The following is a 24,525-nucleotide window of genomic DNA, read 5'->3' as shown; positions in this document are numbered from 1 at the left end:
AAAGGTAGGAGTTCAAAGAGGAAGGAAAACCGTAGGTTGTCCTTCCTCTTTGTCCCCGCGGCGAACGCCGCAATGTTCTCGCCCGGAAATTGCAAACCGCTCACGCGGTTCGGGCACCCCGCAAAGCCGGTGCAGGAAATCTCCGTCACCGCATCAATTACGAATTACGCGTTCCTAATTATTTGCTCAGACGCTGCTCCATATAATTGTGCGCGTTCAGCTCAAGAGTATCGTTGAGCGGCACGAGCGGATCGGTCTTGCCGTAGCGGCGGTCGAGCGCGGTCTGCAGGATGAAGTCGCACAGCACGGGATTCTTCGGCAGCAGGGAGCCGTGCGAGTAGGTGGCAAACACGTTGTTGTAGCGTGCGCCCTCGGTCTGGTCCTCGCCGTTGTTGCCGTAGCCTTTTATCATCATGCCGAGCGGCGCGACATCCTCACCGAGGTAGGTTTTGCCCGAGTGATTCTCAAAGCCGACTACGATGGAGCCGCTGCTCTCGGGTGTTGTGCGGTACATGTAGTTGCCGATCATGCGCTCTTTCGCGCCGATGGTGTGCACGTTGATCGCGCCGATGAAGTCGAGCTGCACGCCATCCCACGTTTTGTAATACTGGCCGAGCATCTGGTAGCCGCCGCAGATGGCGAGGAACACCTTCTCCTCCTCAACAGCGGTGCAGATATCCTTGCCCTTGCCGGAGGCGAGGTCGCGCAGCAGCACCTCCTGCTCGAAGTCCTGTCCGCCGCCGATGAAGAAAATGTCGTACTTGTCCACATCGAGCGGCTGACCGATCGAGCACTCGTCCACATTGACGCTGATGCCGCGGCTCTCCAGACGGCGTTTCATCGTGATAATGTTGCCCCGGTCACCGTACAGATTGAGAATGTCGGGGTAAAGATGGCAGATATTCAGTTCCATTGCAGTTGCCCCCTTATTCGTAGAACGCCTTGACGTCTGTGTGCTTGCTGATCTCACCGCGCAGGTCGAACATGGCGGTGTACGTCGGCATAAGGAACGCCGGTGTCTCATCCGAGCCGATCTCGGTCAGCAGCCTGTCGTACTCGCGGATAACCTCGATACACTCGGGTGCAAAGCCTGCGTACTTGAGACGCAGCGCCATATCATCCGCACGCACGCCGGAAACCAGTACGCGCGTAAAGCGCACCTGCTGGTCAGCGAGTGCCTCAAAATCAACATCCCAGATCCAGCTGATGTCCGTGCCGTCCGCGAAGCGGTCGTTGAGCAGGAACGCCAGCTTGTAATTGCCCTCGTCGTGCGCGATCAGGTTGATGACCTGATTGAAGCCGGCAGGATTCTTTACCAGCATCATGCGCGCCTGCGCCTGACCGAGCTTGAACTGCTCGGCACGGCCGAAGCCGCACTCAAACTGAGAAAGTGCGCTGACCGCGGTCTGCTCCTCAATGCCGACAACATGCGCGACAGCGGCCTCTGCGGCGGCGTTGTAGATGTTGTAGCCGCCCGGCAGGTTGACGTGTACCTCGTGCTCGTGACCGAAGATGTCCAGCACGATGTCGGACGAGTCCGCGCCGGTGGCGAGCACCTTGGTGACAGCGACCTGCGGCGTCTGGCGATGGTAGCCGCACTTCGGGCAGCGGAAGCCGCCGAGATGGCCGTAGGTGATGTAGTCGTACTCATATTCGGTCTTGCAGTGGATGCAGTACGGCGCGTCGGACAGCTCGTGTGCGGTCTCCTTGTAAATCGGGACATTCACGCCGAACCAGACGATCTTGTTCGGCACGCTGTCCGCAAGGGAAGCGGTGAGCGAGCAGTCTGCGTTCAGGCAGAGCGTTGCATTCGGCACATGCGTAATGCCCTCGCGGATGGCGTTGAGCGTGTGCGTAATTTCGCCGTAGCGGTCAAGCTGGTCGCGGAAGATGTTGTTGACGACCAGACATTCGACCGGCAGGTATTCACTCGTTTTGCGGAAGGCCGCCTCGTCGCATTCGATGAGCGCGTGCGTGTACGGGCATTTGCCGGACAGCGTGGAATGCTGTGCAAATACCGCGATGATGCCGGTCAGCAGGTTCGCGCCCGACTTGTTGGAGAAATATTTGAGTCCCGCATCGGCGAACGCCTGCTCGATCATGCGGGAGGTGGTGGTCTTGCCGTTCGTGCCGGTCACGACCGTGACCTTTACGCCGCGCGACAGCTCACCCAGAATATTTTTATCAATTTTCAGTGCCAGCTTGCCCGGCAGGTTGGTGCCGCCGCGTCCCAGCCTGCGCAGGACAGCGCCCGATGCCTTGCACACCAGCACCGCCAGTCTGGTTTGGAGTTTCATTGTTGTAACCTCTTTTTTCAAGTCATATAAAATAAGTATAGCGCATTTTGCGGCATTGCACAAGGGAAAACGTCAGGAGAGCTGATCGGCGTGCGCTTTTCGAGCGAAGATTTCTCGGCACAGACTTTCCGGTGTGCCCGAACAGTGTGAACGGTTCGCCCTTTCCGGGCGGCAGCCTGTTTCTCTGCACCGGCTGAGCGGGGCACACGAACTGCGTCAGCGTGTTCGCCCCTGACGGGCGGGGGGGTTTTTCGCTGAACCTCAGCGGGGAGTGTGCCTACCCGGCGGGGGCACAAGAGGGTAGACACCTACGGTTTCCACCCTCTTATGAATCACCCCTTTCCCTTGGAGGGTCTGGCGCAGATTGCCGATATGTGACCGCTGCGAAAAAATCCTCTGCCGTTCTCTTTTTTCTACGCTTACGTAGTCTACCGTCTGCACCCAAGGTAGTAGGGAAAAGGGGAGATTCACAAGAGGGTGGAAAACCGCAGGTTGTCTACCCTCTTGTGCGCCTGCCGCGCGTAGCGGCAATTCCCCGCTGTGGTTCACGGCAAAGCTCCCCGCCCGGACAGGGCGAACCGCCTGCGCGGTTCGGGCACACCGGACAGCCTGTGCCGCCGTTTCCGTATCGGCTTTTCGGTTTGCATAGGGCAACAATTTTGCCCGCATATTGACTTTCGGCTGCGCATATGCTAAGATAAATCGCAATAAGGGAGTAGTCGGCGCGGAGCGTTCCGCCGCGCGGCAGAGCCAACATACTGGGGAGGACGCTCCTCTGGTTTTGCATGAAATGACGAGACTTATCTGTTCTACGCGGCAGATGGGTCTTTTTTTGTGCCTGTTTTCCGCCGGATAAACGACTGAGGAGGACAAGAAAATGGGTTTATTGGAGTTATTTTTAATCGCAGTCGGTCTGTCGATGGATGCGTTCGCGGTGTCTGTCTGCAAGGGACTGAGCGTGCGCACGCTCAAGGCTAAGCACGCGGTCATCTGCGGACTGTATTTCGGCGGCTTTCAGCTTTTGATGCCGCTCATCGGCTATGCACTCGGCGTGCGTTTTCAGTCGCTCATCACAAGCATTGATCACTGGATCGCCTTCGTGCTGCTGGGGCTTATCGGCGCAAACATGGTGCGCGAGTCGCGCGAGCATGATGACGAAAGCGTCAGCGATTCGTTCCGCTTTATGACCATGCTGCCGCTTGCGGTTGCCACGAGCATTGATGCGCTTGCGGTCGGTGTGACGTTTGCGTTCCTGCAGGTCGATATCGTTCCGGCGGTGTCGTTCATCGGTGCAACCACGTTTGTGCTGTCGTGCATCGGCGTGAAGATCGGCCATGTGTTCGGCACAAAGTACAAGTCCCGCGCAGAGCTGTTCGGCGGTATCGTGCTGATTTTGATGGGTCTCAAAATCCTGTTGGAGCATTTGGGTTTTCTGGGATAACAAAAGGCACCTCAATGAGGTGCCTTTTTACTGTCTCTATGCGTTTTCAGTCGAAAATCATTCGGCTGCAGCCTGCACGCCCGCCATATCCTGCACGGTCTTGCAGGTCAGCTCCTTGCTGATCTTGCCCGCAAAGCCGGTCAGCGTCTTGCCCGGACCGATCTCGCACGCCGAGGTCAGACCGGCAGCCATGCCGTTCTTCACCAGCTGCGTCCAGCGAACCGGAGAGATCATGTGCTGCTCGAGGTGTGCCGGCAGGTCGGAGCAGTCGTAAACCTTGCCGTCGAGGTTGGAGTAAATATCCATCTTCGGTGCGGAGAAGGTAAAGTCCGCAACGTAAGCGCGCAGCTCTGCGGCAGCCTTTGCCATCAGCGGGGTATGGAATGCACCGGATACCGCAAGCGGGAGCGCACGGCGTGCGCCGGCAGCCTTGCAGTTTTCGATCGCCTCTGCGAGAGCCGCCTTTTCACCTGCGATAACCAGCTGACCCGGGCAGTTGTAGTTTACCGGACGAACCACGCCGGAGGTCACCTTCGCGCAGGCTTCTTCAATTACGCTGTCCTCCAGTCCGAGGATAGCCGCCATGCCGCCGTCGATCGAGTCCGCAGCCTGCTGCATCAGCTTGCCGCGCATGGAAACGATCTTCACGCCGTCTGCGAGGGAAACAACGCCTGCAGCCGCCAGTGCGGTGTATTCACCGAGCGAGAAGCCTGCCGCTGCCTTGAATTCCACGCCTGCTTCCTTCAGTGCAGCCCAGGCTGCCATGGAATGGGTGAAAATAGCGATCTGGCTGTTCTCCGTGCGGGAGAGCGTTTCCTTATCGCTCTCAAAGCACAGCTTGGCTACATCCAGACCGGCGCCTTCGCTTGCTTCCTCAAAAACCAGCTTGGCAGCCTGCGAGTTCTCATAAAGATCCTTGCCCATGCCGGGGGCCTGTGCGCCCTGACCCGGGAAAAATGCAAAACCGTAGTTCACGTTTCGTTCCTCCAAAATAATAATCAAACGCTGACAGCACCGTGTTTTAATAGATATTTTCGCACAAAGTGTTGCTAAATAATAACGGTCTGTCTTGACAATCTACTGTGCTTTTATTATAATAGTCGGAGAATACTTTGTCAATCTAACTATTGTCGCTTTTCCACGCTTTTTGGGAGAGCGATTTGGACTTTTTAGGAGCGTGGAAATCATCAACAGTAAATTGATCGGCACGGGCGCTTGCATTCCGGATTTTGTCCTGACCAACGCCATGCTGGAAAAAATGGTAGATACCAGCGATGAGTGGATCGTGCAGCGCACCGGTGTGCGCGAGCGCCGCATCGCAAAGAATACACATACATGGGAGCTGGCGCTCGGTGCCGCACAGGACGCACTCGCGGACGCAGGTATCACCGCAGAGGAGCTTGACCTCATTCTCGTCAGCACCTGCTCGCCGGATACCAACACGCCGAATACGGCGTCTATCCTGCAGGACAAGCTGGGTGCGCGTCAGGTCGGCGCGTTCGATATCAACAACGCCTGCACCGGCTTTGTCTCCGCGACCGACATTGCGGACAGCTACATTAAATCCGGCAAGGCAAAGACCGTGCTGGTTGTCTCGGCGGAAACGCTTTCGCGCATCGTGGACTACACCGACCGCTCGACCTGCATTCTGTTCGGCGACGGTGCCGCTGCGGCCGTTTATCAGGCGACTGAGGACGAAACAGTCGGCATTCTGTCCACCTTCACCGCGGCAGACGGCTCGGGTGCAGAGTATCTGCACATGGAAGCCCTGCCGGTCGAGGATCCGCTTTCCGGCGACCGCACGGTGGACCCGAAGGCGCGTTTCCTGAAAATGCAGGGTGCACCGGTCGTGCGCTTCACCGCAAGAGCCGTACCGCTTGCGATCGACACCGCGCTCAAGCGAGCGGGCGTCACCGCAGAGGAAATCGACTGGGTGGTGCCGCACCAGGCGAATCTGCGTATTCTGGATGTTATTGCACGCAGATACCATCTGCCGAAGGAGAAAATTTACGTCAATATGGACCGTTTCGGCAATACCTCGTCGGCAAGCGTGCCGATCTGCCTGAACGAAATGCGTAAAAACGGCCTGCTGAAGGAGGGTCAGACTATTGTCTGCACCGGCTTCGGCGGAGGCTTGACTTATGGCGCATTTGTGATTAAACTATAATATTGGATAAATCCGGACGGTTCTTGCAGCCGTCCGGCATTATCTGTTAGACAAATTTAAGGTAAATTGTCTAAAAATGCACGCTGTCTATTATTTGCGTTAAAATATGTTATAATAATTTACTACCTATTAAAAAGGGGAGAACAAACCTATGAAAACCAAGATCACAGAACTTCTCGGTATCGAATATCCGATCGTGCAGGGCGCTATGGCGTGGATCGCGGAGCACCATCTGGCTGCTGCGGTTTCCAAGGCAGGCGGTCTGGGCATCATCGCGGGCGGCGCGGCTCCGGTCGATTACATCCGTGAGGAGATCCATAAGGCGCGTGCCATCACGGACAAGCCGCTCGGTATGAACATCATGCTGCTCTCCTCGAATGCGGACGATCTGGCACAGCTAGCCATCGACGAGAAGATCGAAGTGCTGACCACCGGCGCAGGTAATCCGGGCAAGTATATTGCGGACTGGAAGAACGCAGGCATTAAGGTTATGCCGGTCGTTGCTTCGGTTGCACTGGCAAAGCGCATGGAGCGCGCAGGTGCAGATGCGGTTATCGCAGAGGGTATGGAAGGCGGCGGCCACATCGGTGAGCTGACAACCATGCCGCTCGTTCCGCAGGTCGTAGACGCACTGAGCATTCCGGTCATCGCCGCAGGCGGCATTGCAGACGGCCGCGGCATGGCAGCTGCCATGATGCTTGGCGCCGAAGGCGTGCAGTGCGGCACGATCTTCCTTGCAACACCGGAGTGTCAGATCTCGGAAAAGTATAAGGAACTCGTCCTCAAGGCTACCGACATTTCGACCGTTGTTACCGGTCGTCCGTCCGGTCATCCGGTGCGTTCGCTCAAGACCCCGATGGCGCGCAAGTGCCTCGAGCTCGAGAAGCAGAACACCGATGCCTCTCTTGAGGAGCTTGAGAAGGCAACCGCCGGTTCGCTGCGCAAGGCCGTGCAGGACGGCAACTATGAGGAGGGCACCTTTATGTCCGGTCAGATTGCGGGTATGCTCAAGGAGCTGCATCCGTGCGAGGAGATCCTCAAGGGCATGACCGCACAGGCGGAGGACCTTCTGAAGAACGCTTACAAGAGATTTGAATAAGAGCGGAGAGTGAAGAGATAGGAAAACTCCTCACTCCTGCCTGTCTATAGAATGGAGTAAACAATGAGCTTAGCAATCGTAACCGGCGGTTCCCGCGGCATTGGCGCGGCAATCGCGGAAAAGCTGGCGCAGGACGGCTTTGACGTCCTCATCAACTGTGCGTCCTCGGTCGAAAAGGCTGAGGCTGTGGCGGAGAAGTGCCGCGCGCACGGCGTCAACGCTTATGTGAAGAAGTGGGATGTTGCGGACTATGACGCCTGCAGCACCGCGCTCAAGGAAATTAAGGAAGAGATCGGCGTACCGTTCGTTCTCGTCAACAATGCGGGCATCACCCGCGACGGTCTGATGGTCCGCATGAAGGAGGACCAGTTCGACGATGTTATCCGCACCAACCTCAAGGGTGCATTCAACATGCTCAGCCTGTGCGGTGCGATGATGATGCGTGCAAAGCAGGGCCGCATCATCAACATCACTTCGGTTTCGGCGTTCACCGGAAACTACGGCCAGATCAACTACACCGCTGCCAAGGCGGGTATGGTCGGCATGACCAAGACCGCCGCCAAGGAGCTGGGTGCGCGCGGCATTACGGTAAACGCGGTCGCTCCGGGCTGGATCGCCACCGAGATGAGCGACAAGGTGCCCGAGGACATCCGCGAGAACGCCAAGAAGCAGATCGCGCTCGGCCGTTTCGGCAAGCCGGAGGAGATCGCAGGCGTGGTTGCCTTTCTGGCCTCCGACGCTGCAAGCTATATTTCCGGCCAGACGATCATCGCTGACGGCGGACTTTATTAAGGCATCACCGGACAATTCGCCTGCGGCACTTTGCGGTAATTTTCCGCTCTGATGCCGGCCGCAGTTTCTTGTGCAGGCTCCGGCCGCACTGCTGCGCTTTTTGCAATACACAAAGTATTGCTGCAAACCCGCGCCTAATCAGAACGCAAAATTCCTGCGCAAATTGCTCTTGCCGAATTATCCGGTGAAACCTTTTTTGCTGCGTGGAATAAAAATTGCGATTAGATAAATGCGTGATATTGGAATGAAGGAGCAAATATATGGAACGTGTAGTAATCACCGGCATGGGTGCTATCACTCCGGTCGGCAACGATGTGCCGTCGTTTTGGGAGTCGCTCAAGACCGGCAAGTGCGGCATCGGTCCCATCACCAAGTTTGATGTATCCGATTTTAAGGTAAAGCTGGGTGCAGAGGTCAAGGACTTCGACCCGACCCAGTATATGGAGAAGCGTGAGGCGCGCCGCGCAGACGCAAATGTGCATTACGCAATGGCGGCAGCGATCCAGGCTGTTGAGCAGGCAGGCCTCAAGGAAGGCAATTTCGATCCCTATCGCACGGGCGTTATTTTCGGCTCGGGCGTAGGCGGTCTGCACGTTGCCGAGCAGGAGGTCCCGAAGCTGCTCGAAAAGGGTCCCGGCCGCGTTTCGCCGTTCGCTATCCCGGAGATGATCGCCAACATCGCGGCGGCGTATATCTCCATGCACTTCGGCTTCAAGGGCGAGAATTTCTGCCCGGTTTCCGCGTGCGCGACCGGCAACCACTCGATCGGTGAGGCAATGCGCGCCATCCGCCACGGCTATCAGGATGTCGTTGTCTGCGGCGGCACCGAGAACGGCATTATCCCGATCTCGATGGCAGGCTTCCAGAACATGAAGGCGGTTCACATGGGCGAGGACCCGACGGCGGCTTCCATCCCGTTTGACGCACGCCGTTCCGGCTTTGTCATGGGCGAAGGCGCAGGCTGTCTCGTACTCGAGAGCCTGACGCACGCACAGCAGCGCGGCGCGACCATTCTGGCAGAGGTGGCAGGCTACGGTGCCTCCGGCGACGCTTACCACATCACCAGCCCGTCTCCGGACGGCGATGCGGCTGCACACGCTATCCGCGGTGCCATTGAGGATGCCGGTCTGACCCCGGCTGACGTTGACTATATCAACGCGCACGGCACCTCGACCCCGCTCAACGAGAAGTACGAAACCATCGCCATCAAAAAGGCGTTTGGCGAGGAGGCTTACAACGTGAAGGTATCCTCCACCAAGTCCATGACCGGCCATCTGCTGGGCGGCGCGGCTGCGGTTGAGGCCATTGCCTGCGTTATGGCAATCCGCGAGGGCATTGTACCGCCGACTATCGGCTACAAGGAGCCGGATCCGGAGTGTGATCTGGATATCACCCCGAACAAGGCGGTTGAGATGCCGATCAATGTTGCCATCTCCAACTCGCTCGGCTTTGGCGGCCACAACGCCTGCATCCTTATTAAGAAAGTGTAACAAGCTATGGATATGAAAGAACTGAAAGACATTGCCCTCGAGCTGATGGACGCGCTGGCTGCAAAAAAGCTGGGCGAGGTCGAGCTCGAACTGGATGACGTAAAAATCAAGATCAAGGCAGCTGAACCGGCTCCCGTGATCGCTGCAGCATCGGTAGCAGCGGCGGCACCGGCAGCGGCGCCGGCGGCAGCACCCGCAGCGGAGAGCGCAGACGCGGCACCGGCGGCTGCGGAGCAGCTTCCGGCAGGCACGCAGGTGAAGAGCCCGCTGGTCGGCACGTTTTATTCTTCTCCGTCTCCGGACGAACCGCCGTTCGTGCTGGTTGGTCAGCAGGTGAAGGAGGGCGATACCCTCTGCATCATCGAGGCGATGAAGATCATGAACGAGATCAAGGCACCGTGCGACGGCAAGATCATCCGCATTATGGCACAGCCGGGCGATATGGTTGAATACAATCAGGTGCTCTGCGTAATCGAATGACGCTTATAGGGGGCTTCACAAGCCCCCTATATACGAAAACAGGTTCCGTAGAAACCTGTTTTCGATACCCGAATGTCGCCGCGCGCAGTGCGACCAAGAAGTCGCACAAGGATAGCGCCCAAGACGGCTGAGTCGGGGTGTAAAAACCCAGCGCTAACCTTGCGCGACGCCGTTCGCGCTGCGCCGCACATGTCGCGGTTTTTTACGAAGCGCAAGGCGCTTTTATTTCATGCGCAATGCAAAGCATTGCGGTTTTACCGCATAATTAGTGCTGTATTGCGTGTTTTACTTGCATTTTGTAAGGAGAGGGATTATAATATGCTGAACAAAGAACAGATCATGGAGATCCTTCCGCACCGTCCGCCGATGCTTCTGGTGGACGAGATCCTCGAAATGGACGAGAACCATGTAGTCGGTGCGCTGCACCTGACCGGCGACGAGTTCTTCTTCCAGGGCCACTTTCCGGGCAACCCGATCATGCCCGCAGTGTTCCGTCTGGAGGCGCTCGCACAGGCAGGCGGCGTAGCGCTGCTGTCCCTGCCCGAATTCAAGGGCAAGACTGCGGTCTACACCGGCATTGACAAGGCGAAATTCCGTGCAATGGCAAAGCCGGGCGATACCCTTCGTCTGGAGGTTACCTTCACCAAGCGCCGCGGCCCGATGGCAGTAGCCGAGGGCGTTGCCTGGGTTGGGGACGAGAAGGCCGCCGAAGCGGAGATCAAATGCATGGTCATCAATGACTGAGGCGGGAGAGAGCTAATCGAATGTTTCAGAAGGTACTCATTGCGAACCGCGGCGAGATTGCGGTCCGCATTATTCAGGCCTGCCGTGATTTAGGCATTATCTCGGTGGCCGTTTACTCCGAGGCTGACCGCGAAGCGCTGCATGCGCAGATCGCGGACGAAGCGGTCTGCATCGGTCCGGCCCGTGCGGCGGACAGCTACCTGAATATGGATAATATCATTTCGGCGGCGTTGGCTTCCGGCTGTCAGGCCATTCATCCGGGCTTCGGCTTCCTGTCCGAGAATCCGGATTTTGCCGAGCGCATCACGCAGGCCGGTCTGGCGTTTATCGGCCCGACTGCGGCAACCATCCGCCTGATGGGCGACAAATCCGAGGCAAAGCGCAACGCGATCGCCGCAGGCGTTCCGGTCGCGCTCGGCACGGACGGCCCGCTGCGCGATTTTGACGAAGCCATCTCCGAGGCCGAGCGCATCGGCTATCCGGTCATGCTCAAGGCGGCATCCGGCGGCGGCGGCAAGGGCATCCGCGTGGCCGAGAGCGTCAAGGACCTCAAGGACGCGTACGACAGCGCCGCTGCAGAGGCTATCGCCAACTTCGGTGACGGCCGCCTGTACATGGAAAAATATATTCACAATCCGCGCCATATCGAGGTGCAGATTCTGGGCGATAACTACGGTAACGTGGTGCACCTGTTCGAGCGTGAATGCTCGGTGCAGCGCCGCCACCAGAAGCTGATCGAGGAAAGTCCGTCAGCTTTCGTCACGCCCGAGCTGCGCGAGAAGATGACCTCGGCGGCTGTTGCGCTGGCAAAGCGCGTCGGCTACCGAAACGCGGGTACGATCGAATTTCTGGTCGATAACGACCGCAATTTCTACTTCTGCGAGATGAACACCCGCATTCAGGTCGAGCACCCGGTCACCGAGGAGGTCACCGGCGTAGATCTGGTCTGCGAGCAGCTTCGCGTGGCGGCAGGCGAGCCGCTGTCCTTTAAGCAGGAGGATCTGACCATCCGCGGTCACGCCATCGAGTGCCGCATCAACGCGGAGGACCCGTCGAGAAACTTTGCACCCTGTCCGGGCACACTGGTGTCCTTGCATCTGCCGGGCGGTCCCGGTGTGCGCGTGGATTCCGCGGCTTATCAGGGCTATAAGATTCCGCCGTTCTACGATTCCATGATCGGCAAGCTGATCGTCTACGGCGCCGACCGTGAGCAGGCCATCGTTCGCATGCGCCGTGCCCTCGCGGAGATGCTGTTTGAGGGCGTTGTGACCGCAACCGACTATCAGATGCACATCCTGTGCTCGAAGGCGTTTGTGGAAGCAAACTTTAATGTTAATTCCATCGCAAACGGCGATTTTGACTAAATCATTTATTATGGTATAATAGATTTAGCACAGGAATAATTGAATCCGAAGGTCTTACAAAATCAGCGTATTTTGAAAAGCGAAGTTTTTGTAATCCGAAGGATTTCAGAGGCAGTACCGCACGGTTGGACAAGAGCGATTTGCGAGATGTTTTGTTCACTGGTGCGGCGCGGACTTGCAGCAGTACGCTGTATTGCAAAAGTACGCAACAAAACCAGGGGGCAAAACAGCCGCAAAGCGCCGAAGGCCAATCGTGCGGTACTGCCTCCAAACGAAAGGGGAGTTACGCATGGGTCTGATCGACCTGTTTCAAAAAACACGCGAGACCTCTATGGAAATGAAACCGCAGGAGGACGAAGCGGCCAAGGTTGTAACCTGCAAGGGCTGCGGCGCAGAACTGAAGGCGTATGCCTACGGCAAGAATCTGTATGTGTGCCCGCACTGCGGACGCTACGGACGACTGCTCGCGCGCACGCGCATCCGTCAGATCGCGGATAAGGACAGCTTTGAGGAGCTGTACGCCAATCTGGCACCGGCGGACCCGATCCACTTCCCGGGATACGCAGAGAAAACGGCAGAGCTGGCTGAAAAGGTCGGCATGCCGGACGCAGTCAAGACCGGCGTGTGCAGGATCGGCGGCGTGGAGACCGCGATCGGCGTCATGGACAGCCATTTCATGATGGCGTCTATGGGTTCGGTCGTCGGTGAAAAGCTGACCCGCCTGTTCGAGTACGCGACCGAAAAGGGTCTGCCTGTTGTGCTGTTCACCTGCTCCGGCGGTGCGCGCATGCAGGAGGGCATGTTTTCGCTGCTGCAGATGGCAAAGGTGTCCGCGGCGGCGCGCCGTCACTCGGATGCCGGACTGCTGTATATCACCGTGCTGACCGACCCGACCACGGGCGGCGTTACCGCGTCGTTCGCTATGCTGGGCGATATTATCCTCGCGGAGCCGCGCACGACCATCGGCTTTGCCGGCCGCCGTGTTATCGAGGGAACCATCGGCCAGACCCTCCCGGACGATTTTCAGTCCTCGGAGTTCTTGCTATCGCACGGTTTCTGTGATAAAATAGTTCCGCGTAATCAACTCAGAGAAACGCTGGAAAAACTCTTGAAGCTGCACTGCGGCTCCAAGTCCAAGAAATGGCAGGTGTGGCGTCGTGATTAACAAACCCGCAAGTGAAAAAATGCGTATCATTCACGATACCAAGCGTCCGATGCTCACGGACTATATCAATGAGCTGTTCACCGACTTCACCGAGCTGCACGGCGACCGCTATTTTTCGGACGACCATGCCATCCTCGGCGGCGTTGGCTATTTCAACGGCACACCGGTGACGGTAATCGGCCACCGCAAGGGCCGCACCATTGAGCAGAATATGGACGCCAACTTCGGCATGGCGCACCCGGAGGGCTATCGAAAGGCCCTGCGTCTCGCGCATCAGGCGGAGAAATTCCACCGCCCGGTCATCAACTTTGTTGACACCGGCGGCGCGTTCTGCGGCGTTGGCGCGGAGGAACGCGGTCAGGGCGAGGCCATTGCCCGCTGTTTGTATGAGTTTATCGAGCTGAAAACCCCGGTCATCTCTATCGTGACGGGTGAGGGCGGCTCCGGCGGCGCACTGGCGCTGGCGGTTGCGGACCGTGTGCTCATGCTCGAGAACGCCCTGTATTCGGTTATTTCGCCGCGTGGCTGCGCGTCCATTCTCTGGAAGGACCCCAAGCGCGAGGCGGAGGCAGCGGACACGCTGCATATCACCGCGCAGGACCTGTATAGCTTCGGTATGATCGAAGGCATTATTCAGGAGGGCACATCCTCCGCACAGCTTATCCGCAATGTGGCGCGCACGCTGCGCGACCAGCTGGCCGAGCTGGATGCTGAGCCGGACATCGACACGATGCTGCAGAAACGGTATGAAAAATTCCGCAGAGTCGGAGTTTTCAGAACAATAAATCAAGAAAGTAATGAAGGAGTGTAAATCCCATGTTTGAAAAGGTATGTGAAATCCTGGCAGACAAGTTTGACGCTGATGCTTCCACCATGACCATGGACACCAAGGTTAAGGAAGACCTGAACGCAGATTCTCTGGACGTTGTAGAGCTGATGATGGACCTCGAGGAGAACTTCGGCGTAACGATTTCCGACGAGGAAGCTGCTAAGATGAGCACCATCGGTGACATCGTAAACTACATCGAAGCAAACCAGTAAGATTTCGTTTTGCGCATGAAAAAGCCACCGTTTCTTTGAAACGGTGGCTTTTTGCTGTGTGCAGCGTGTTTTTTATTTTACGGTCAAGATCATAGTCATGGTGTCCGCGTTCCAATCCACGGAAAAGCCGAGCGCGAAAACGAGGTCGCGCAGCTTGAAGTAGTTGTTGCCGCCGATGGAGTAGGCGGTGAGGGAAAGCGGGTTGCCGTCGAGGTAGACAGCGGCGCTCGTGAGCGAGGCGGCCTTATTGCCGGCGGGCAGGGCAGCCTGTTCGCCGCCGACCGGCGTGTATGCGGTCTTGCTCGTCAGGTCGATGCGCTGCTGGGCGGCGTTCCATGTTACCGCAAACTCGCTGTCCAGACCCTTGAGGGCAGCGGCGAGGTCGCGCAGCTTGAAATAGTTGCTGCCGTTGATGGTATAGGCTGCAAGATTGGCCTTTGCACCGTTGAGCTCGACCTTGTGCTTGGAAACATATGCAGTCGGATTGGTGAGCGTGCGAAGGGAAGTGATGGTGTCGGTCAGCGATGCGCGGGCAGAGCGCACCTCCGGCACATTGTATGGGCTTTCCCAGAAGGAGTAGTGCTCCCATGTCATACCCTTAGTGAAGGCAACCTGTGCGGCACTTAGCTCGTGATAGGTCACGCTTTCGCCGTTGAGCGTACAGATATGGTTACCAGTATCGTCGTCGATGGCATCGGTATAGGTCAGCGCAGTGACGATCTTGCGGCCCTGCTTGGTCAGGTATTTGACGGGGAAGCCGTTCATTATCTCATGGCCGTCCACGAGATAGGCTTTCGTGCCGCCAACATAGAAATCCGCGCACGGCGAAACGTCCGTGCCGAAGTTGCTCACGCCCTCCGGAATATCCAGCGCGTAGATTTTCCCATCCGCATACGAATACATATGCTGCCCGTCCAGACCTGCGCCGCAGTACAGCTCGGGCGTGCCGTCGCCGTCCATATCCACCAGCTTTGCCATGGAAAGTCCGGTCAGCAGTCCGCTGAAGCCGTCATCTGTACGCGCGGCAGCCTTGCCGTACTGGTTTTGCAGCGTGACGATCTGGTCGAGGTATGCCTTTGCACCCTGCGGTGTCAGTGTGCCGAGGTCAGCCGCGCCTGCGGCGCCGACAGCCATTGCGCCGGTCAGTACGGTGCAGAGCATTGCCTTTCCGATTTTGTTCATAGAGATTCTCCTTCCTTTTATCAGACGCTTGCGTCTTTTCCTTATTGTACGGCAGCGGTCTGTCTGCGTCAACTGTATCCTGAGCGGAATTTTTATCAGTTAGCAAAATATTTTACAATTTAGAGCGGATATATCGCCGTAATTTTGACGATAAAATAGGTGGAAAATGAACGAAAAAACGGGTATAATAAATTCTGTACGAAAATAATCCCGCTGATGGAGGAATAGAATATATGATCCGTAACGATTTACGCAACATCGCCATCATTGCGCACGTTGACCATGGCAAGACTACTCTGGTCGATCAGATGCTCAAGCAGGCTGGCGCTTTCCGCGAAAATCAGGTGGTAGAGGAGCGTGTCATGGACTCGGGCGACATCGAGCGTGAGCGCGGCATTACCATTCTGGCAAAGAACACCTCTGTACATTACAAGGGCGTAAAGATCAACATCGTAGATACCCCGGGCCACGCCGACTTCTCCGGCGAGGTAGAGCGTATCCTCAAGATGGTAGACGGCGTTGTTCTGCTGGTTGACGCAGCAGAAGGCCCGATGCCGCAGACCCGTTTCGTGCTGCAGAAGGCACTGGAGTTCGGTCACAAGATCATCATTGCGATCAACAAGATCGACCGTCCGGACGCTCGTCTCAACGAGATCGGCGACGAGGTTCTCGAGCTGCTGCTCAACCTTGATGCGACCGACGAGCAGCTGGACAGCCCGATCGTTTACTGCTCCGGCCGTGCAGGCACCGCTTCCATGTCCCCGAATGTGGAGGGCAAGGACCTGACCCCGCTGTTCGAGCAGATCCTCGAGCACATTCCGGCGCCGCAGGTTGATACCGAAGGCCCGACCCAGATGCTTGTTTCTTCTATCGACTACAACGAGTACGTTGGCCGTATCGGTATCGGCCGTATCGAGCGCGGCTCGATGAAGGTAGGTCAGCAGGTTACCGTCTGCGACTACCACGGCAACACCAAGCCGTACAACGCGAAGCTGGTTACCCTGTACTCCATCGAGGAGCTGGGCCGTCAGCCGATCGAGGAGGCACAGGCAGGCGAGATCGTTTGCTTCTCCGGCATCGAAGGTGTTACCATCGGTGAGACCCTGTGCGACCCCGAGCACGTTGAGGCTCTGCCGTTCGTTAAGATTTCCGAGCCGACCGTCGAGATGACCTTTATGGTCAACGACTCTCCGTTTGCCGGCAAGGAAGGCAAGTTTGTTACCTCCCGTCACCTGCGTGAGCGTCTGTTCCGTGAGCTGCTCAAGGACGTATCCCTGCGCGTAAACGAGACCGACACCACCGACGCATTCCGCGTTTGCGGCCGCGGTGAGATGCACCTGTCCATCCTGATCGAGAACCTGCGCCGTGAGGGCTACGAGTTCCAGGTCGGCGCACCGAAGGCACTGCTCAAGGAGATCGACGGCAAGACCTGTGAGCCGATGGAGCGCATGATCGCGGACGTTCCGGCAGATGCTGTCGGCGCGATCATGGAGAAGATGGGCTCCCGCAAGGGCGAGCTGGTTTCCATGAACCCGAAGGGCACCGACCGTATGCGCCTCGAGTTCATCATCCCGGCACGCGGCCTGTTCGGCTACCGTACCGAGTTTCTGACCGATACCAAGGGCGAGGGCGTTATGTCCTCCGTATTCAACGGCTATCAGCCGTACAAGGGCGATATCCAGAAGCGCACCACCGGTTCTCTGATCGCGTTTGAGGCCGGCGAGGCTGTCGGCTACGGCCTGTTCAACGCACAGGATCGCGGCCCGCTGTTCATCGGCCCCGGCACGATGGTATACGAAGGCATGATCGTCGGCGAGAACCCGCGCGGCGAGGACATGGCTGTAAACGTCTGCAAGAAGAAGCAGCTGACCAACATGCGTGCATCCGGTTCGGATGATGCGCTGCGCCTGATTCCGCCGCGCCAGATGTCCATCGAGGCGGCACTCGAGTTCATCTCCGACGATGAGCTGCTCGAGATCACCCCGGAGAGCATCCGTATGCGCAAGCGCGTTCTGTCCAACACCGAGCGTCTGAAAAAGACCAAGGGCGGCAAAAAGTAACATTTTTGCACTCATTTCACCCTGTTATCAAAAATAAAGATATATAAAGGAGAATTCCCACCATGGCTATCAAGGAAGTTCTGCACACTGATCTCGCACCGGCAGCAGTAGGCCCGTACTCTCAGGCAATCGCTGCAAACGGTTTCGTATTTACCTCCGGTCAGGTTCCGATCGACCCGAAGGCGGGCAAGATTGTAGCAACCACCATCGAGGAGCAGACCGAGCAGGTTATGAAGAACCTGCAGTGCGTTCTGGCACAGGGCGGCGTGTCCTTTGACCGTGTTGTCAAGACCACCTGCTTCCTGTCCGACATCAACGACTTTGCTGCATTCAACGGCGTGTACGCGAAGTACTTCCCGGAAGGCGCTCCGGCTCGTTCCTGCGTTGAAGTAGCTGCTCTGCCGCTCGGCGCTAAGGTTGAGGTAGAAGTAGTAGCTGTACAGGGCTAAAAGCCTGCGGCTTTTTCGATTCAAAGGACTTGTCCTTTGAATCGAGGGACGGTGTCGCCGCGCGTGTCCGTTTCACGGACAGGGCGGGAACACCTGTTGCAGCAAAACACCCCGAAAACTTTCCGGTTTTCGGGGTGTTTTACTGTTTGTTAAAAATGGCAGGCGCATGTCCTGCCATTTTTGTCGCGCACGCGCTCCATTTTATGCGCTCCGCGGCGTGATGGGTTCTCTGGGTGCAGAAATCCCTGCGGGATTTTATGGGGTGGCGGAAACGCGGTCGCCCGCGGAAGGCTCGGCGGCACGCGCCGCCTGCCTTGTGGGTGCGGTTATGCAAGCAAACCGCGTATTGTATGCCGCGAACGTGGTTCGCGGTTGGCGTGATCTTCACTCTCCACACGAAGTCGCCATCCTCCATTCCGACTCGCTAAGAGCCGCCTGCGGCGGTTGCTCGCTGGACGCCCACTGCGGTGGGTATCTCAATTCTCCATCACTTCAATTCCCACCAAAATGCTTGCTTTGCGGCCTTTGTATGCAAACGGCGAAAAATATTATGCGGTGAGAAGAAATTTATCGAAAAATGATAATGCAATTTGCGGCATACTGTTGTATAATAAAGCTATATCGGAAAATCTGGTCGTATGACCCTTGAGAAACGAAAGGATTTCTGCGATGAATAAAGTAAATGCCGTCATGGTTGGCGGCCTGTTTGACGAAAGCGGCATTTCTGCCTTTGCGCGTCCGGTGCTGTTTGGCACTGCGGGCGATGCAATGCGGGATGCGCTGCCTGATGCGGTGGAGGCATGCTTCTTTGCGCACGACGACAGGGAGCCTGCCGTTGCCGGCGCACAGGACATCGCGCTCGATGCCGCAAATCGTTTTGCCTCGCTGGCTGCGCTGCCGGAGAGCGAGCACGTTCTGGTGCTGGCGGCTCCGTTTGCACTGGCAGAGGAGGATGCGCTGTTCCATCTGGCCGAGACGCACCTGAACACCGGTTACGGCGTCAGCGTACTGTCTGCCGAGCAGCAGGGCTTTGACGCGGAAGGTCAGCCGCTGCCGAGAGACAGCCGCTGCTATGCCGCCATGTTCACCTGGGATATGCTGAAAAAGGCACTCGCGAGCGGCGCTGATACGCTCGACGGCCTGGTTGCGGCGGCTGTTGCAGCCGGTGCGCAGAAGGGCATTGCCATCACCAACAAGATTTACGTCATCTGCGACGGTACGGCGGCCTTTATGGCGCAGGTCGAGATGATGCAGCGTGTCAACTTCGGCCTCATCAAGAAGGGCGTGCAGATCTTCGATCTGACCAGCACCTACATTGCGCCGGACGCTGATATTGCTCCGGGCGCGACCATTCTGCCCGGCTGTCACATCCGTCCCGGCTGCAAGGTCGGCGCGGGCGCGGTCATCGGCCCGAACACCATCCTCGAAAAAGCCGAGATCGGCGCAGGCACCACGGTAAACGATTCGCAGGTTTATGAATCCACCGTCGGCAGCAATACCACGGTCGGTCCGTTCGCCTATATCCGCCCGCAGAGCGTGGTCGGTGACGGCTGCCGCATCGGCGACTTTGTAGAGCTGAAGAAGTCCACCATCGGCAACGGCACCAAGGTTTCGCACCTGACCTATATCGGCGACGCGACCGTCGGTGAGCGCGTCAACTTCGGCTGCGGCACGGTCGTTGTCAACTACGACGGCTATCACAAGTACCGCACTGAGATCGGTGACGACTGCTTCATCGGCTGCAACACCAACCTCGTTTCGCCTGTCAAGCTGGGCGACCGTGCGTTTACGGCCGCCGGTACGACTGTCACCAAGGACGTTCCTGCCGGTGCGCTGAGCGTTGCGCGCGCCCGCCAGACCAATCTTGAGGGCTGGAACGACCGCCGCCGCGCCGCACACGAGAAGGACAAGAAGTAAATCCATAAAACGTATATAAATCCACACGGAACAAAAAATATATTTATATGACGGAGGCAAATCAATGATTTCTCACGGAAAAAACATCAAAATTTTCTCCGGCAACTCCCATCCCGCACTGGCGATGCAGATCGCTTCTGCGCTCGGACTGCCGATCGGCAAGGCTGCCATCTCCACCTTCGCTGACGGCGAAATCTCGGTTTCCATGTCGGAATCCGTTCGCGGCTCGGACGTGTTCCTCGTACAGTCCACCTGCGGTCCGGTAAACAACAACCTGATGGAGCTGCTCATCATGATCGACTCCTGCAAGCGTGCATCGGCAGGCCGTATCACGGCTGTAATCCCGTATTTCGGCTACGCTCGTCAGGACCGCAAGAGCAAGGCGCGTGACCCGATCTCCGCAAAGCTGGTCGCAAACCTTATTACCGCTGCAGGCGCTGACCGCGTGCTGACTATGGACCTGCACGCTGCACAGATCCAGGGCTTCTTTGACATTCCGGTGGATAACATGCTCGGTTCTTCCGTTCTGATCCCGTACATTGCGGGCAAGTTCGGCGTCGGCACCGATGATACCGTTATCGTTTCTCCCGATCTGGGCTCGGTTACCCGTGCCCGCAAGTTCACCCAGAAGCTGGATATGCCGCTTGCCATCATTGACAAGCGCCGTCCGAAGGCCAACGTATCCGAGGTTATGAACATCATCGGCAACGTAGAGGGCAAGAAGTGCATTCTGGTTGACGACCTGATCGACACCGCAGGCACGCTCGTACACGCAGCGGACGCTCTGGTAGAGCGCGGCGGCGCGACCGAGGTTTACGCCTGTGCAAGCCACGGCGTACTGTCCGGTCCGGCGATCGAGCGCATTCAGAACAGCCCGATCAAGGAGCTGACCATCCTCGATACCATCCCGCTGACCAACGACAAGAAGCTGGATAAGATCAACGTCCTGCCGGTTGCACCGGTGTTCACCGAGGCGATCGCGCGTATCTACGAGGAAACTTCGGTTTCGACGCTGTTCGATTAAGATTAACAGACGAAAGAGCTGTTGCATTGCGCAGCAGCTCTTTTTTGTATATATTTCCTGCACCGACCAGTTGGGGGACACGAACTGCCGCAGGCGGGTTCGCCCTTTCCGGGCGGCAGCCTTTTCAGCACCGGCTGAGCGGGGGCACTTGAACCGCGCAGGCGGTTCACCCTATCCGGGCGGGGAGTTTTTCGCTGAACCTCAGCGGGGGGATTCGCCGTCTGCGGACGGCGGGAGCGTCGCGGCGCCCGCCGCGGGGGCAAAAAGGAAGGACAACCTGCGGTTTTCCTTCCTCTTTGAACTCCTACCTTTCCCTTGCTTCCTAATCTGGCGCAGATTGCCGACATGTGACCGCTTCGAAAAGGAGTACGGCAGAGGCTTTTTTCTTCCGTATCTTTCTCAACCTGTTCGCAGTGTCAGATACATTACTGCTACACATACGGACTACTCTGCGCAAGCGCGGCACTGTCATGCCGCGCCCTGCGGAGATGAAACCACATGTGTAGCAGTACGGTATCTGACGCTGCGAATATGTCTCGGCATGGGAGCACACTGTGCTCCCCTACGATAGAAAAAAATCCTCTGCCGTTTCCTATTTCGAAGCGGTCACATGACGGCAATCTGCGCCAGACTCGGAAACAAAGGGAAACGGGAGTTAAGAGGGTAGAAACCGTAGGTGTCTACCCTCTTGCCCCCCGCCGCGGGGCGCGGCATGCTCCCGCCACAGCGGCGGCGCACTCCTCGCTGAATCCAGCGGAACCAATCAACGGCTTGCAGCAATGATAGAAAGAGGTAATCCATGAAACTATTAGTCATCGGCGATGTGGTCGGTGAGGCGGGTATCGACGCGCTTCACGGCCTGCTCCGCCGCATCAAGCGCGACACCAGCGCAGATTTCGTCATCGTAAACGGCGAAAATGCAGCCGGAAACGGCGTTCTCCCGCATCAGGCGGATGATATTTTTGCCGCCGGTGCGGACGTGATCACGCTCGGCAACCATGTGTTTGGCAAGCAGCAGATCGTGCCGTATCTGGACAGCCGTTCGGATGTTCTCCGTCCGGCCAATCTTGCGCCGCAAAGCCCCGGTCGGGGCTGGGGCATTTATGACGGCCCGCAGGGCATGCGCCTGCTCGTCATGAACCTGATCGGCCGCTGCGACATGAAATTCGGCCCGGATAATCCGTTCCTGTGTGCAGACCGCATCCTCAAGGAAAACGAGGGCATGTACGACGTGGCTCTTGCCGAAATCCACGCGAACGCCACGAGCGAAAAGCTGGCCATGGGCTATTACCTCGATGGCCGCGCGGCGGCTGTCTGGGGCACGCACACGCATGTGCAGACCGCGGATGAGCGCGTCAATCCCAAGGGCACCGGCTACATCACGGATATCGGCATGACCGGCCCGATCGTGTCCGTGCTCGGCGTGCGCGTGGAGCAGTCCATCGCCATGTTTCGCGGTGACCTGACCGAGTATTTCAAGACAGCTGAGGGCGACTGTGCAGTTGCCGGTGCGCTGTTCGATATTACGAGAAACGGAAAATGCAATTCCGTCACCCGTGTGTGGGAGCGCTGGAATGTGAGATAAAGTGTACGCAGATGCACAGTATCGCACTTTTGATACACGATTGCGCATTGTGAAACGGATTTTGCCATGCGGAAACGTTTTCGTAAAAAAGTCCTATCGGCGGACAAGTGACCGTGTCGGGAAAACAGTGAGAAATCCCTCAGGTTTTGTACATTTTGCAAGAACTTGTAATTCAACTTGCAAAAAAAGCAAAATCACAGTTGACGAGAGGGTGGGTTTTGCGGTATGCTATAATCGAAAGACAATGGGGCAAAGGTTAAGAAATTTAACCGGCCCGGTTAGCATGCCGTGGCGAGGGACTCCGCGGTGCTTAAGGAGGAAATGATACAGATGAACTCATTGCTCACCAAATTCACCTTTACCGATGAATTGACCGATGTCATCGAGAACTGCAAGGGCGTATTTGTTCCCACCAGCAAGGCGGAACTGTACGACATGGTATTCGGTCCGGAACATGCCGACGTGTACGACGTTGTATTCGATGTACCGGGCAAGGGCCAGATCAAGGAAGCTGACGTTGTACGCTGCAAGAACGGCGCATCCGTCAACTTTGCAGAGGATTACATGCGCCGCCGCGAGCCGGACTGCATGCGCATCGCAGACGACAAGCCGACCGATAAGAAGCGCTTTGCGGATGTGTACGGCTACAAGTTCGACAAGCTGCGCCGCGAGACCATGGACTGGTTCAAGACGCAGGAGCTGATCCTCATGCCGTTTAATTCCGGCGGCAACCAGTACGGCTACGGCTCCATGCTCGTATGCCCGAAGCAGTGCGCGTTCTTCGCATTCGCGCTGGCACATCTGCAGGGCTTTGTAAGCGCAGAGGAGACCGAGGGCTACAAGCCGCGTGCGATCATCTATGTTGCACCTCCGTTCCGTCACACCCACTTTGAGGGCAAGCAGGTTGTTGTTCACAACCGTCTGGATGACTGCCACGAGGTATTCTCCTACAACCTGTATCCGGGCCCGTCTGCCAAGAAGGGTGTTTACTCCGTACTGCTCGACATTGGCGAGCAGGAGGGCTGGACCACCTGCCATACTTCTGCAGGCCGTCTGATCACCCCGTACGAGAACGAGCTTGTCATCATGCACGAGGGCGCTTCCGGCGGCGGCAAGAGCGAGATGCTGCAGGACATCGCCCGCGAGCCGGACGGCGAGGTGCTGCTCTCTACCAACACGGTAACGGGCGAAAAGACCTACCTGCATATCAGCTCCACCTGCAAGATCGAGCCGGTGTGCGATGATATGGCTACCTGCTATCCGGGCGTGCAGAACAAGTCCGGTAAGCTGGTACTCGTTGACGGTGAGGACGGCTGGTTCCTCCGCATGGACGGCGTAACCCACTACGGCTGCGATCCGGTTTACGAGCGCATCTGCACCGAGCCGAAGGAGCCGCTGTGCTTCTTCAACATGGAAGGCCATCCGGGTGCAACCCTGCTGATCTGGGAGCACACGCTGGATTCCAACGGCAAGCCGTGCTCCAACCCGCGTGCCATCGTGCCGCGCTGGGATGTTCCGAACATCGTCAAGGAGCCGGTAGAAGTAGACGTACGCTCTTTCGGCGTTCGTATGCCCCCCTCCACCCGCGATAACCCGAACTACGGCATCATGGGTATGCTGCATATCATTCCGCCGGCACTGGCTTGGCTGTGGCGCCTGATCGCACCGCGCGGCTTCAATAACCCGTCTATTGTAACCGGCAACGAGCTGAAGAGCGAGGGCGTTGGTTCCTACTGGCCGTTTGCAACCGGCAAGCGCGTAAAGCAGGCCAACCTGCTGCTGCACCAGATCGTGGACAGCCCGAACACCCGCTACGTTCTGATCCCGAACCAGCACATCGGCGTTTACAAGGTCGGCTTTGCGGCTGAGTGGATCTCCCGTGAGTATCTGGCACGCCACGGCGGCGCAAAGATCCGCCGCGAGCACCTCGAGCCGGCACGCTGCCCGCTGCTCGGCTACGCGATGAAGGATCTGACCATCGACGGCCAGAAGATCCGCTCTAAGTTCCTGCGCGTTGATACGCAGGACCGCGTAGGCACCGACGGCTACGATGCAGGCGCAAAGATCCTGACCGACTTCTTCCGCAAGGAGCTGGCGAAGTTCGATACGCCGGAGCTTGAGCCGCTCGGCAAGCAGATCATCGACTGCTTCATGAACGGCGGCACGCTGGAGGACTTCGAGAAGATCACTCCGACCGGCCTCTAATAAAACGTAAAAGAAAATCACCG

At 57.5% G+C, this 24,525-nt stretch carries 21 protein-coding genes; 17 read left to right on the top strand and 4 right to left on the bottom strand.

What is annotated here, in order from left to right:
• Nucleotides 1–178: 178 nt before the first annotated feature.
• Both DW088_RS11715 and DW088_RS11710 read right to left on the bottom strand, forming a co-directional pair.
• Nucleotides 179–913 carry a type 1 glutamine amidotransferase gene (locus DW088_RS11715; RefSeq protein ID WP_118360854.1) on the bottom strand — a complete coding sequence of 245 codons (735 nt, stop codon included), beginning with the start codon at nucleotides 911–913 and terminating at the stop codon, nucleotides 179–181.
• Between the two features lie 13 nt (nucleotides 914–926).
• On the bottom strand, nucleotides 927–2,297 hold the full coding sequence (locus DW088_RS11710) for a Mur ligase family protein (protein WP_118360853.1): 1,371 nt from the start codon (nucleotides 2,295–2,297) through the stop codon (nucleotides 927–929).
• Between the two features lie 877 nt (nucleotides 2,298–3,174).
• On the opposite strand from DW088_RS11710, the gene DW088_RS11705 reads away from it, so the two are divergent.
• Nucleotides 3,175–3,738 carry a manganese efflux pump MntP gene (locus DW088_RS11705; RefSeq protein WP_118360852.1) on the top strand — a complete coding sequence of 188 codons (564 nt, stop codon included), beginning with the start codon at nucleotides 3,175–3,177 and terminating at the stop codon, nucleotides 3,736–3,738.
• Nucleotides 3,739–3,795: 57 nt separating this feature from the next.
• Here the strand turns inward: DW088_RS11705 and fabD are convergent, their stop codons facing one another.
• Nucleotides 3,796–4,713, bottom strand: coding sequence for an ACP S-malonyltransferase (fabD, locus tag DW088_RS11700; RefSeq protein ID WP_118360851.1), 918 nt, complete (start codon nucleotides 4,711–4,713; stop codon nucleotides 3,796–3,798).
• A 202-nt stretch (nucleotides 4,714–4,915) separates the two neighbouring features.
• Between fabD and DW088_RS11695 the strand changes: the two genes are divergently transcribed.
• From DW088_RS11695 to acpP, 10 genes are all read left to right on the top strand, one after another.
• The gene (locus DW088_RS11695; protein WP_243029897.1) at nucleotides 4,916–5,905 is read left to right on the top strand and encodes a beta-ketoacyl-ACP synthase III; all 990 of its coding nucleotides are present in this window, start codon (nucleotides 4,916–4,918) and stop codon (nucleotides 5,903–5,905) included.
• A 151-nt stretch (nucleotides 5,906–6,056) separates the two neighbouring features.
• Entirely contained in the window at nucleotides 6,057–7,004 is a 948-nt protein-coding gene (gene fabK / locus DW088_RS11690) for an enoyl-[acyl-carrier-protein] reductase FabK (protein WP_118360850.1), read from the top strand.
• 63 nt (nucleotides 7,005–7,067) lie between these two features.
• The gene (gene fabG / locus DW088_RS11685; protein ID WP_110435157.1) at nucleotides 7,068–7,796 is read left to right on the top strand and encodes a 3-oxoacyl-[acyl-carrier-protein] reductase; all 729 of its coding nucleotides are present in this window, start codon (nucleotides 7,068–7,070) and stop codon (nucleotides 7,794–7,796) included.
• A 260-nt stretch (nucleotides 7,797–8,056) separates the two neighbouring features.
• Nucleotides 8,057–9,286, top strand: a complete 1,230-nt coding sequence (fabF, locus tag DW088_RS11680; RefSeq protein WP_118360849.1) for a beta-ketoacyl-ACP synthase II — start codon at nucleotides 8,057–8,059, stop codon at nucleotides 9,284–9,286.
• A 12-nt stretch (nucleotides 9,287–9,298) separates the two neighbouring features.
• The gene (accB, locus tag DW088_RS11675) at nucleotides 9,299–9,766 is read left to right on the top strand and encodes an acetyl-CoA carboxylase biotin carboxyl carrier protein (protein WP_199720434.1); all 468 of its coding nucleotides are present in this window, start codon (nucleotides 9,299–9,301) and stop codon (nucleotides 9,764–9,766) included.
• Between the two features lie 318 nt (nucleotides 9,767–10,084).
• On the top strand, nucleotides 10,085–10,510 hold the full coding sequence (fabZ, locus tag DW088_RS11670) for a 3-hydroxyacyl-ACP dehydratase FabZ (RefSeq protein ID WP_199667351.1): 426 nt from the start codon (nucleotides 10,085–10,087) through the stop codon (nucleotides 10,508–10,510).
• Between the two features lie 20 nt (nucleotides 10,511–10,530).
• A complete protein-coding gene (gene accC / locus DW088_RS11665) occupies nucleotides 10,531–11,874 on the top strand; it encodes an acetyl-CoA carboxylase biotin carboxylase subunit (RefSeq protein WP_117488862.1) in 1,344 nt (447 codons plus the stop codon).
• A 289-nt stretch (nucleotides 11,875–12,163) separates the two neighbouring features.
• Nucleotides 12,164–13,039: an acetyl-CoA carboxylase, carboxyltransferase subunit beta gene (gene accD / locus DW088_RS11660; RefSeq protein WP_118360848.1), complete on the top strand. Its 876-nt coding sequence runs from the start codon at nucleotides 12,164–12,166 to the stop codon at nucleotides 13,037–13,039.
• 19 nt (nucleotides 13,040–13,058) lie between these two features.
• Nucleotides 13,059–13,850 (top strand): acetyl-CoA carboxylase carboxyltransferase subunit alpha, encoded by a 792-nt coding sequence (locus DW088_RS11655; RefSeq protein ID WP_118360857.1) that lies wholly within the window; start codon nucleotides 13,059–13,061, stop codon nucleotides 13,848–13,850.
• Nucleotides 13,851–13,855: 5 nt separating this feature from the next.
• The gene (gene acpP, locus DW088_RS11650) at nucleotides 13,856–14,080 is read left to right on the top strand and encodes an acyl carrier protein (protein WP_110435152.1); all 225 of its coding nucleotides are present in this window, start codon (nucleotides 13,856–13,858) and stop codon (nucleotides 14,078–14,080) included.
• Nucleotides 14,081–14,152: 72 nt separating this feature from the next.
• On the opposite strand, the gene DW088_RS11645 is transcribed toward acpP, so the two are convergent.
• Nucleotides 14,153–15,262 (bottom strand): stalk domain-containing protein, encoded by a 1,110-nt coding sequence (locus tag DW088_RS11645; RefSeq protein ID WP_118360847.1) that lies wholly within the window; start codon nucleotides 15,260–15,262, stop codon nucleotides 14,153–14,155.
• Nucleotides 15,263–15,495: 233 nt separating this feature from the next.
• On the opposite strand from DW088_RS11645, the gene typA reads away from it, so the two are divergent.
• The 6 genes from typA (at nucleotide 15,496) to DW088_RS11615 (ending at nucleotide 24,502) form a co-directional block, all read left to right on the top strand.
• On the top strand, nucleotides 15,496–17,322 hold the full coding sequence (typA, locus tag DW088_RS11640; protein WP_118360846.1) for a translational GTPase TypA: 1,827 nt from the start codon (nucleotides 15,496–15,498) through the stop codon (nucleotides 17,320–17,322).
• 62 nt (nucleotides 17,323–17,384) lie between these two features.
• Nucleotides 17,385–17,771, top strand: a complete 387-nt coding sequence (locus tag DW088_RS11635) for a RidA family protein (RefSeq protein ID WP_118360845.1) — start codon at nucleotides 17,385–17,387, stop codon at nucleotides 17,769–17,771.
• 669 nt (nucleotides 17,772–18,440) lie between these two features.
• Entirely contained in the window at nucleotides 18,441–19,688 is a 1,248-nt protein-coding gene (locus DW088_RS11630; protein ID WP_118360844.1) for a DapH/DapD/GlmU-related protein, read from the top strand.
• Nucleotides 19,689–19,752: 64 nt separating this feature from the next.
• A complete protein-coding gene (locus tag DW088_RS11625; protein ID WP_117488850.1) occupies nucleotides 19,753–20,712 on the top strand; it encodes a ribose-phosphate pyrophosphokinase in 960 nt (319 codons plus the stop codon).
• Nucleotides 20,713–21,511: 799 nt separating this feature from the next.
• A complete protein-coding gene (locus DW088_RS11620; RefSeq protein WP_118360843.1) occupies nucleotides 21,512–22,297 on the top strand; it encodes a TIGR00282 family metallophosphoesterase in 786 nt (261 codons plus the stop codon).
• A 330-nt stretch (nucleotides 22,298–22,627) separates the two neighbouring features.
• Nucleotides 22,628–24,502, top strand: a complete 1,875-nt coding sequence (locus DW088_RS11615) for a DUF4914 family protein (RefSeq protein ID WP_118360842.1) — start codon at nucleotides 22,628–22,630, stop codon at nucleotides 24,500–24,502.
• Nucleotides 24,503–24,525 lie beyond the last annotated feature (23 nt).

This window comes from Butyricicoccus sp. AM05-1, assembly GCF_003474415.1.
Classification (GTDB): domain Bacteria; phylum Bacillota; class Clostridia; order Oscillospirales; family Butyricicoccaceae; genus Agathobaculum; species Agathobaculum butyriciproducens.
Note: the sequence above shows the minus strand (reverse complement) of the source record. Positions and strands in the feature narration are given on the sequence as shown.

Bases quoted from the DNA above. Each gene is read 5' to 3' on its own strand.
- DW088_RS11715 (WP_118360854.1), bottom strand. From the start codon at position 913: ATGGAACTGAATATCTGCCATCTTTACCCCGACATTCTCAATCTGTAC.
- DW088_RS11710 (WP_118360853.1), bottom strand. From the start codon at position 2,297: ATGAAACTCCAAACCAGACTGGCGGTGCTGGTGTGCAAGGCATCGGGC.
- DW088_RS11705 (WP_118360852.1), top strand. From the start codon at position 3,175: ATGGGTTTATTGGAGTTATTTTTAATCGCAGTCGGTCTGTCGATGGAT.
- fabK (WP_118360850.1), top strand. From the start codon at position 6,057: ATGAAAACCAAGATCACAGAACTTCTCGGTATCGAATATCCGATCGTG.
- fabG (WP_110435157.1), top strand. From the start codon at position 7,068: ATGAGCTTAGCAATCGTAACCGGCGGTTCCCGCGGCATTGGCGCGGCA.
- fabF (WP_118360849.1), top strand. From the start codon at position 8,057: ATGGAACGTGTAGTAATCACCGGCATGGGTGCTATCACTCCGGTCGGC.
- accB (WP_199720434.1), top strand. From the start codon at position 9,299: ATGAAAGAACTGAAAGACATTGCCCTCGAGCTGATGGACGCGCTGGCT.
- fabZ (WP_199667351.1), top strand. From the start codon at position 10,085: ATGCTGAACAAAGAACAGATCATGGAGATCCTTCCGCACCGTCCGCCG.
- accC (WP_117488862.1), top strand. From the start codon at position 10,531: ATGTTTCAGAAGGTACTCATTGCGAACCGCGGCGAGATTGCGGTCCGC.
- accD (WP_118360848.1), top strand. From the start codon at position 12,164: ATGGGTCTGATCGACCTGTTTCAAAAAACACGCGAGACCTCTATGGAA.
- DW088_RS11655 (WP_118360857.1), top strand. From the start codon at position 13,059: ATGCGTATCATTCACGATACCAAGCGTCCGATGCTCACGGACTATATC.
- acpP (WP_110435152.1), top strand. From the start codon at position 13,856: ATGTTTGAAAAGGTATGTGAAATCCTGGCAGACAAGTTTGACGCTGAT.
- DW088_RS11645 (WP_118360847.1), bottom strand. From the start codon at position 15,262: ATGAACAAAATCGGAAAGGCAATGCTCTGCACCGTACTGACCGGCGCA.
- typA (WP_118360846.1), top strand. From the start codon at position 15,496: ATGATCCGTAACGATTTACGCAACATCGCCATCATTGCGCACGTTGAC.
- DW088_RS11635 (WP_118360845.1), top strand. From the start codon at position 17,385: ATGGCTATCAAGGAAGTTCTGCACACTGATCTCGCACCGGCAGCAGTA.
- DW088_RS11630 (WP_118360844.1), top strand. From the start codon at position 18,441: ATGAATAAAGTAAATGCCGTCATGGTTGGCGGCCTGTTTGACGAAAGC.
- DW088_RS11625 (WP_117488850.1), top strand. From the start codon at position 19,753: ATGATTTCTCACGGAAAAAACATCAAAATTTTCTCCGGCAACTCCCAT.
- DW088_RS11620 (WP_118360843.1), top strand. From the start codon at position 21,512: ATGAAACTATTAGTCATCGGCGATGTGGTCGGTGAGGCGGGTATCGAC.
- DW088_RS11615 (WP_118360842.1), top strand. From the start codon at position 22,628: ATGAACTCATTGCTCACCAAATTCACCTTTACCGATGAATTGACCGAT.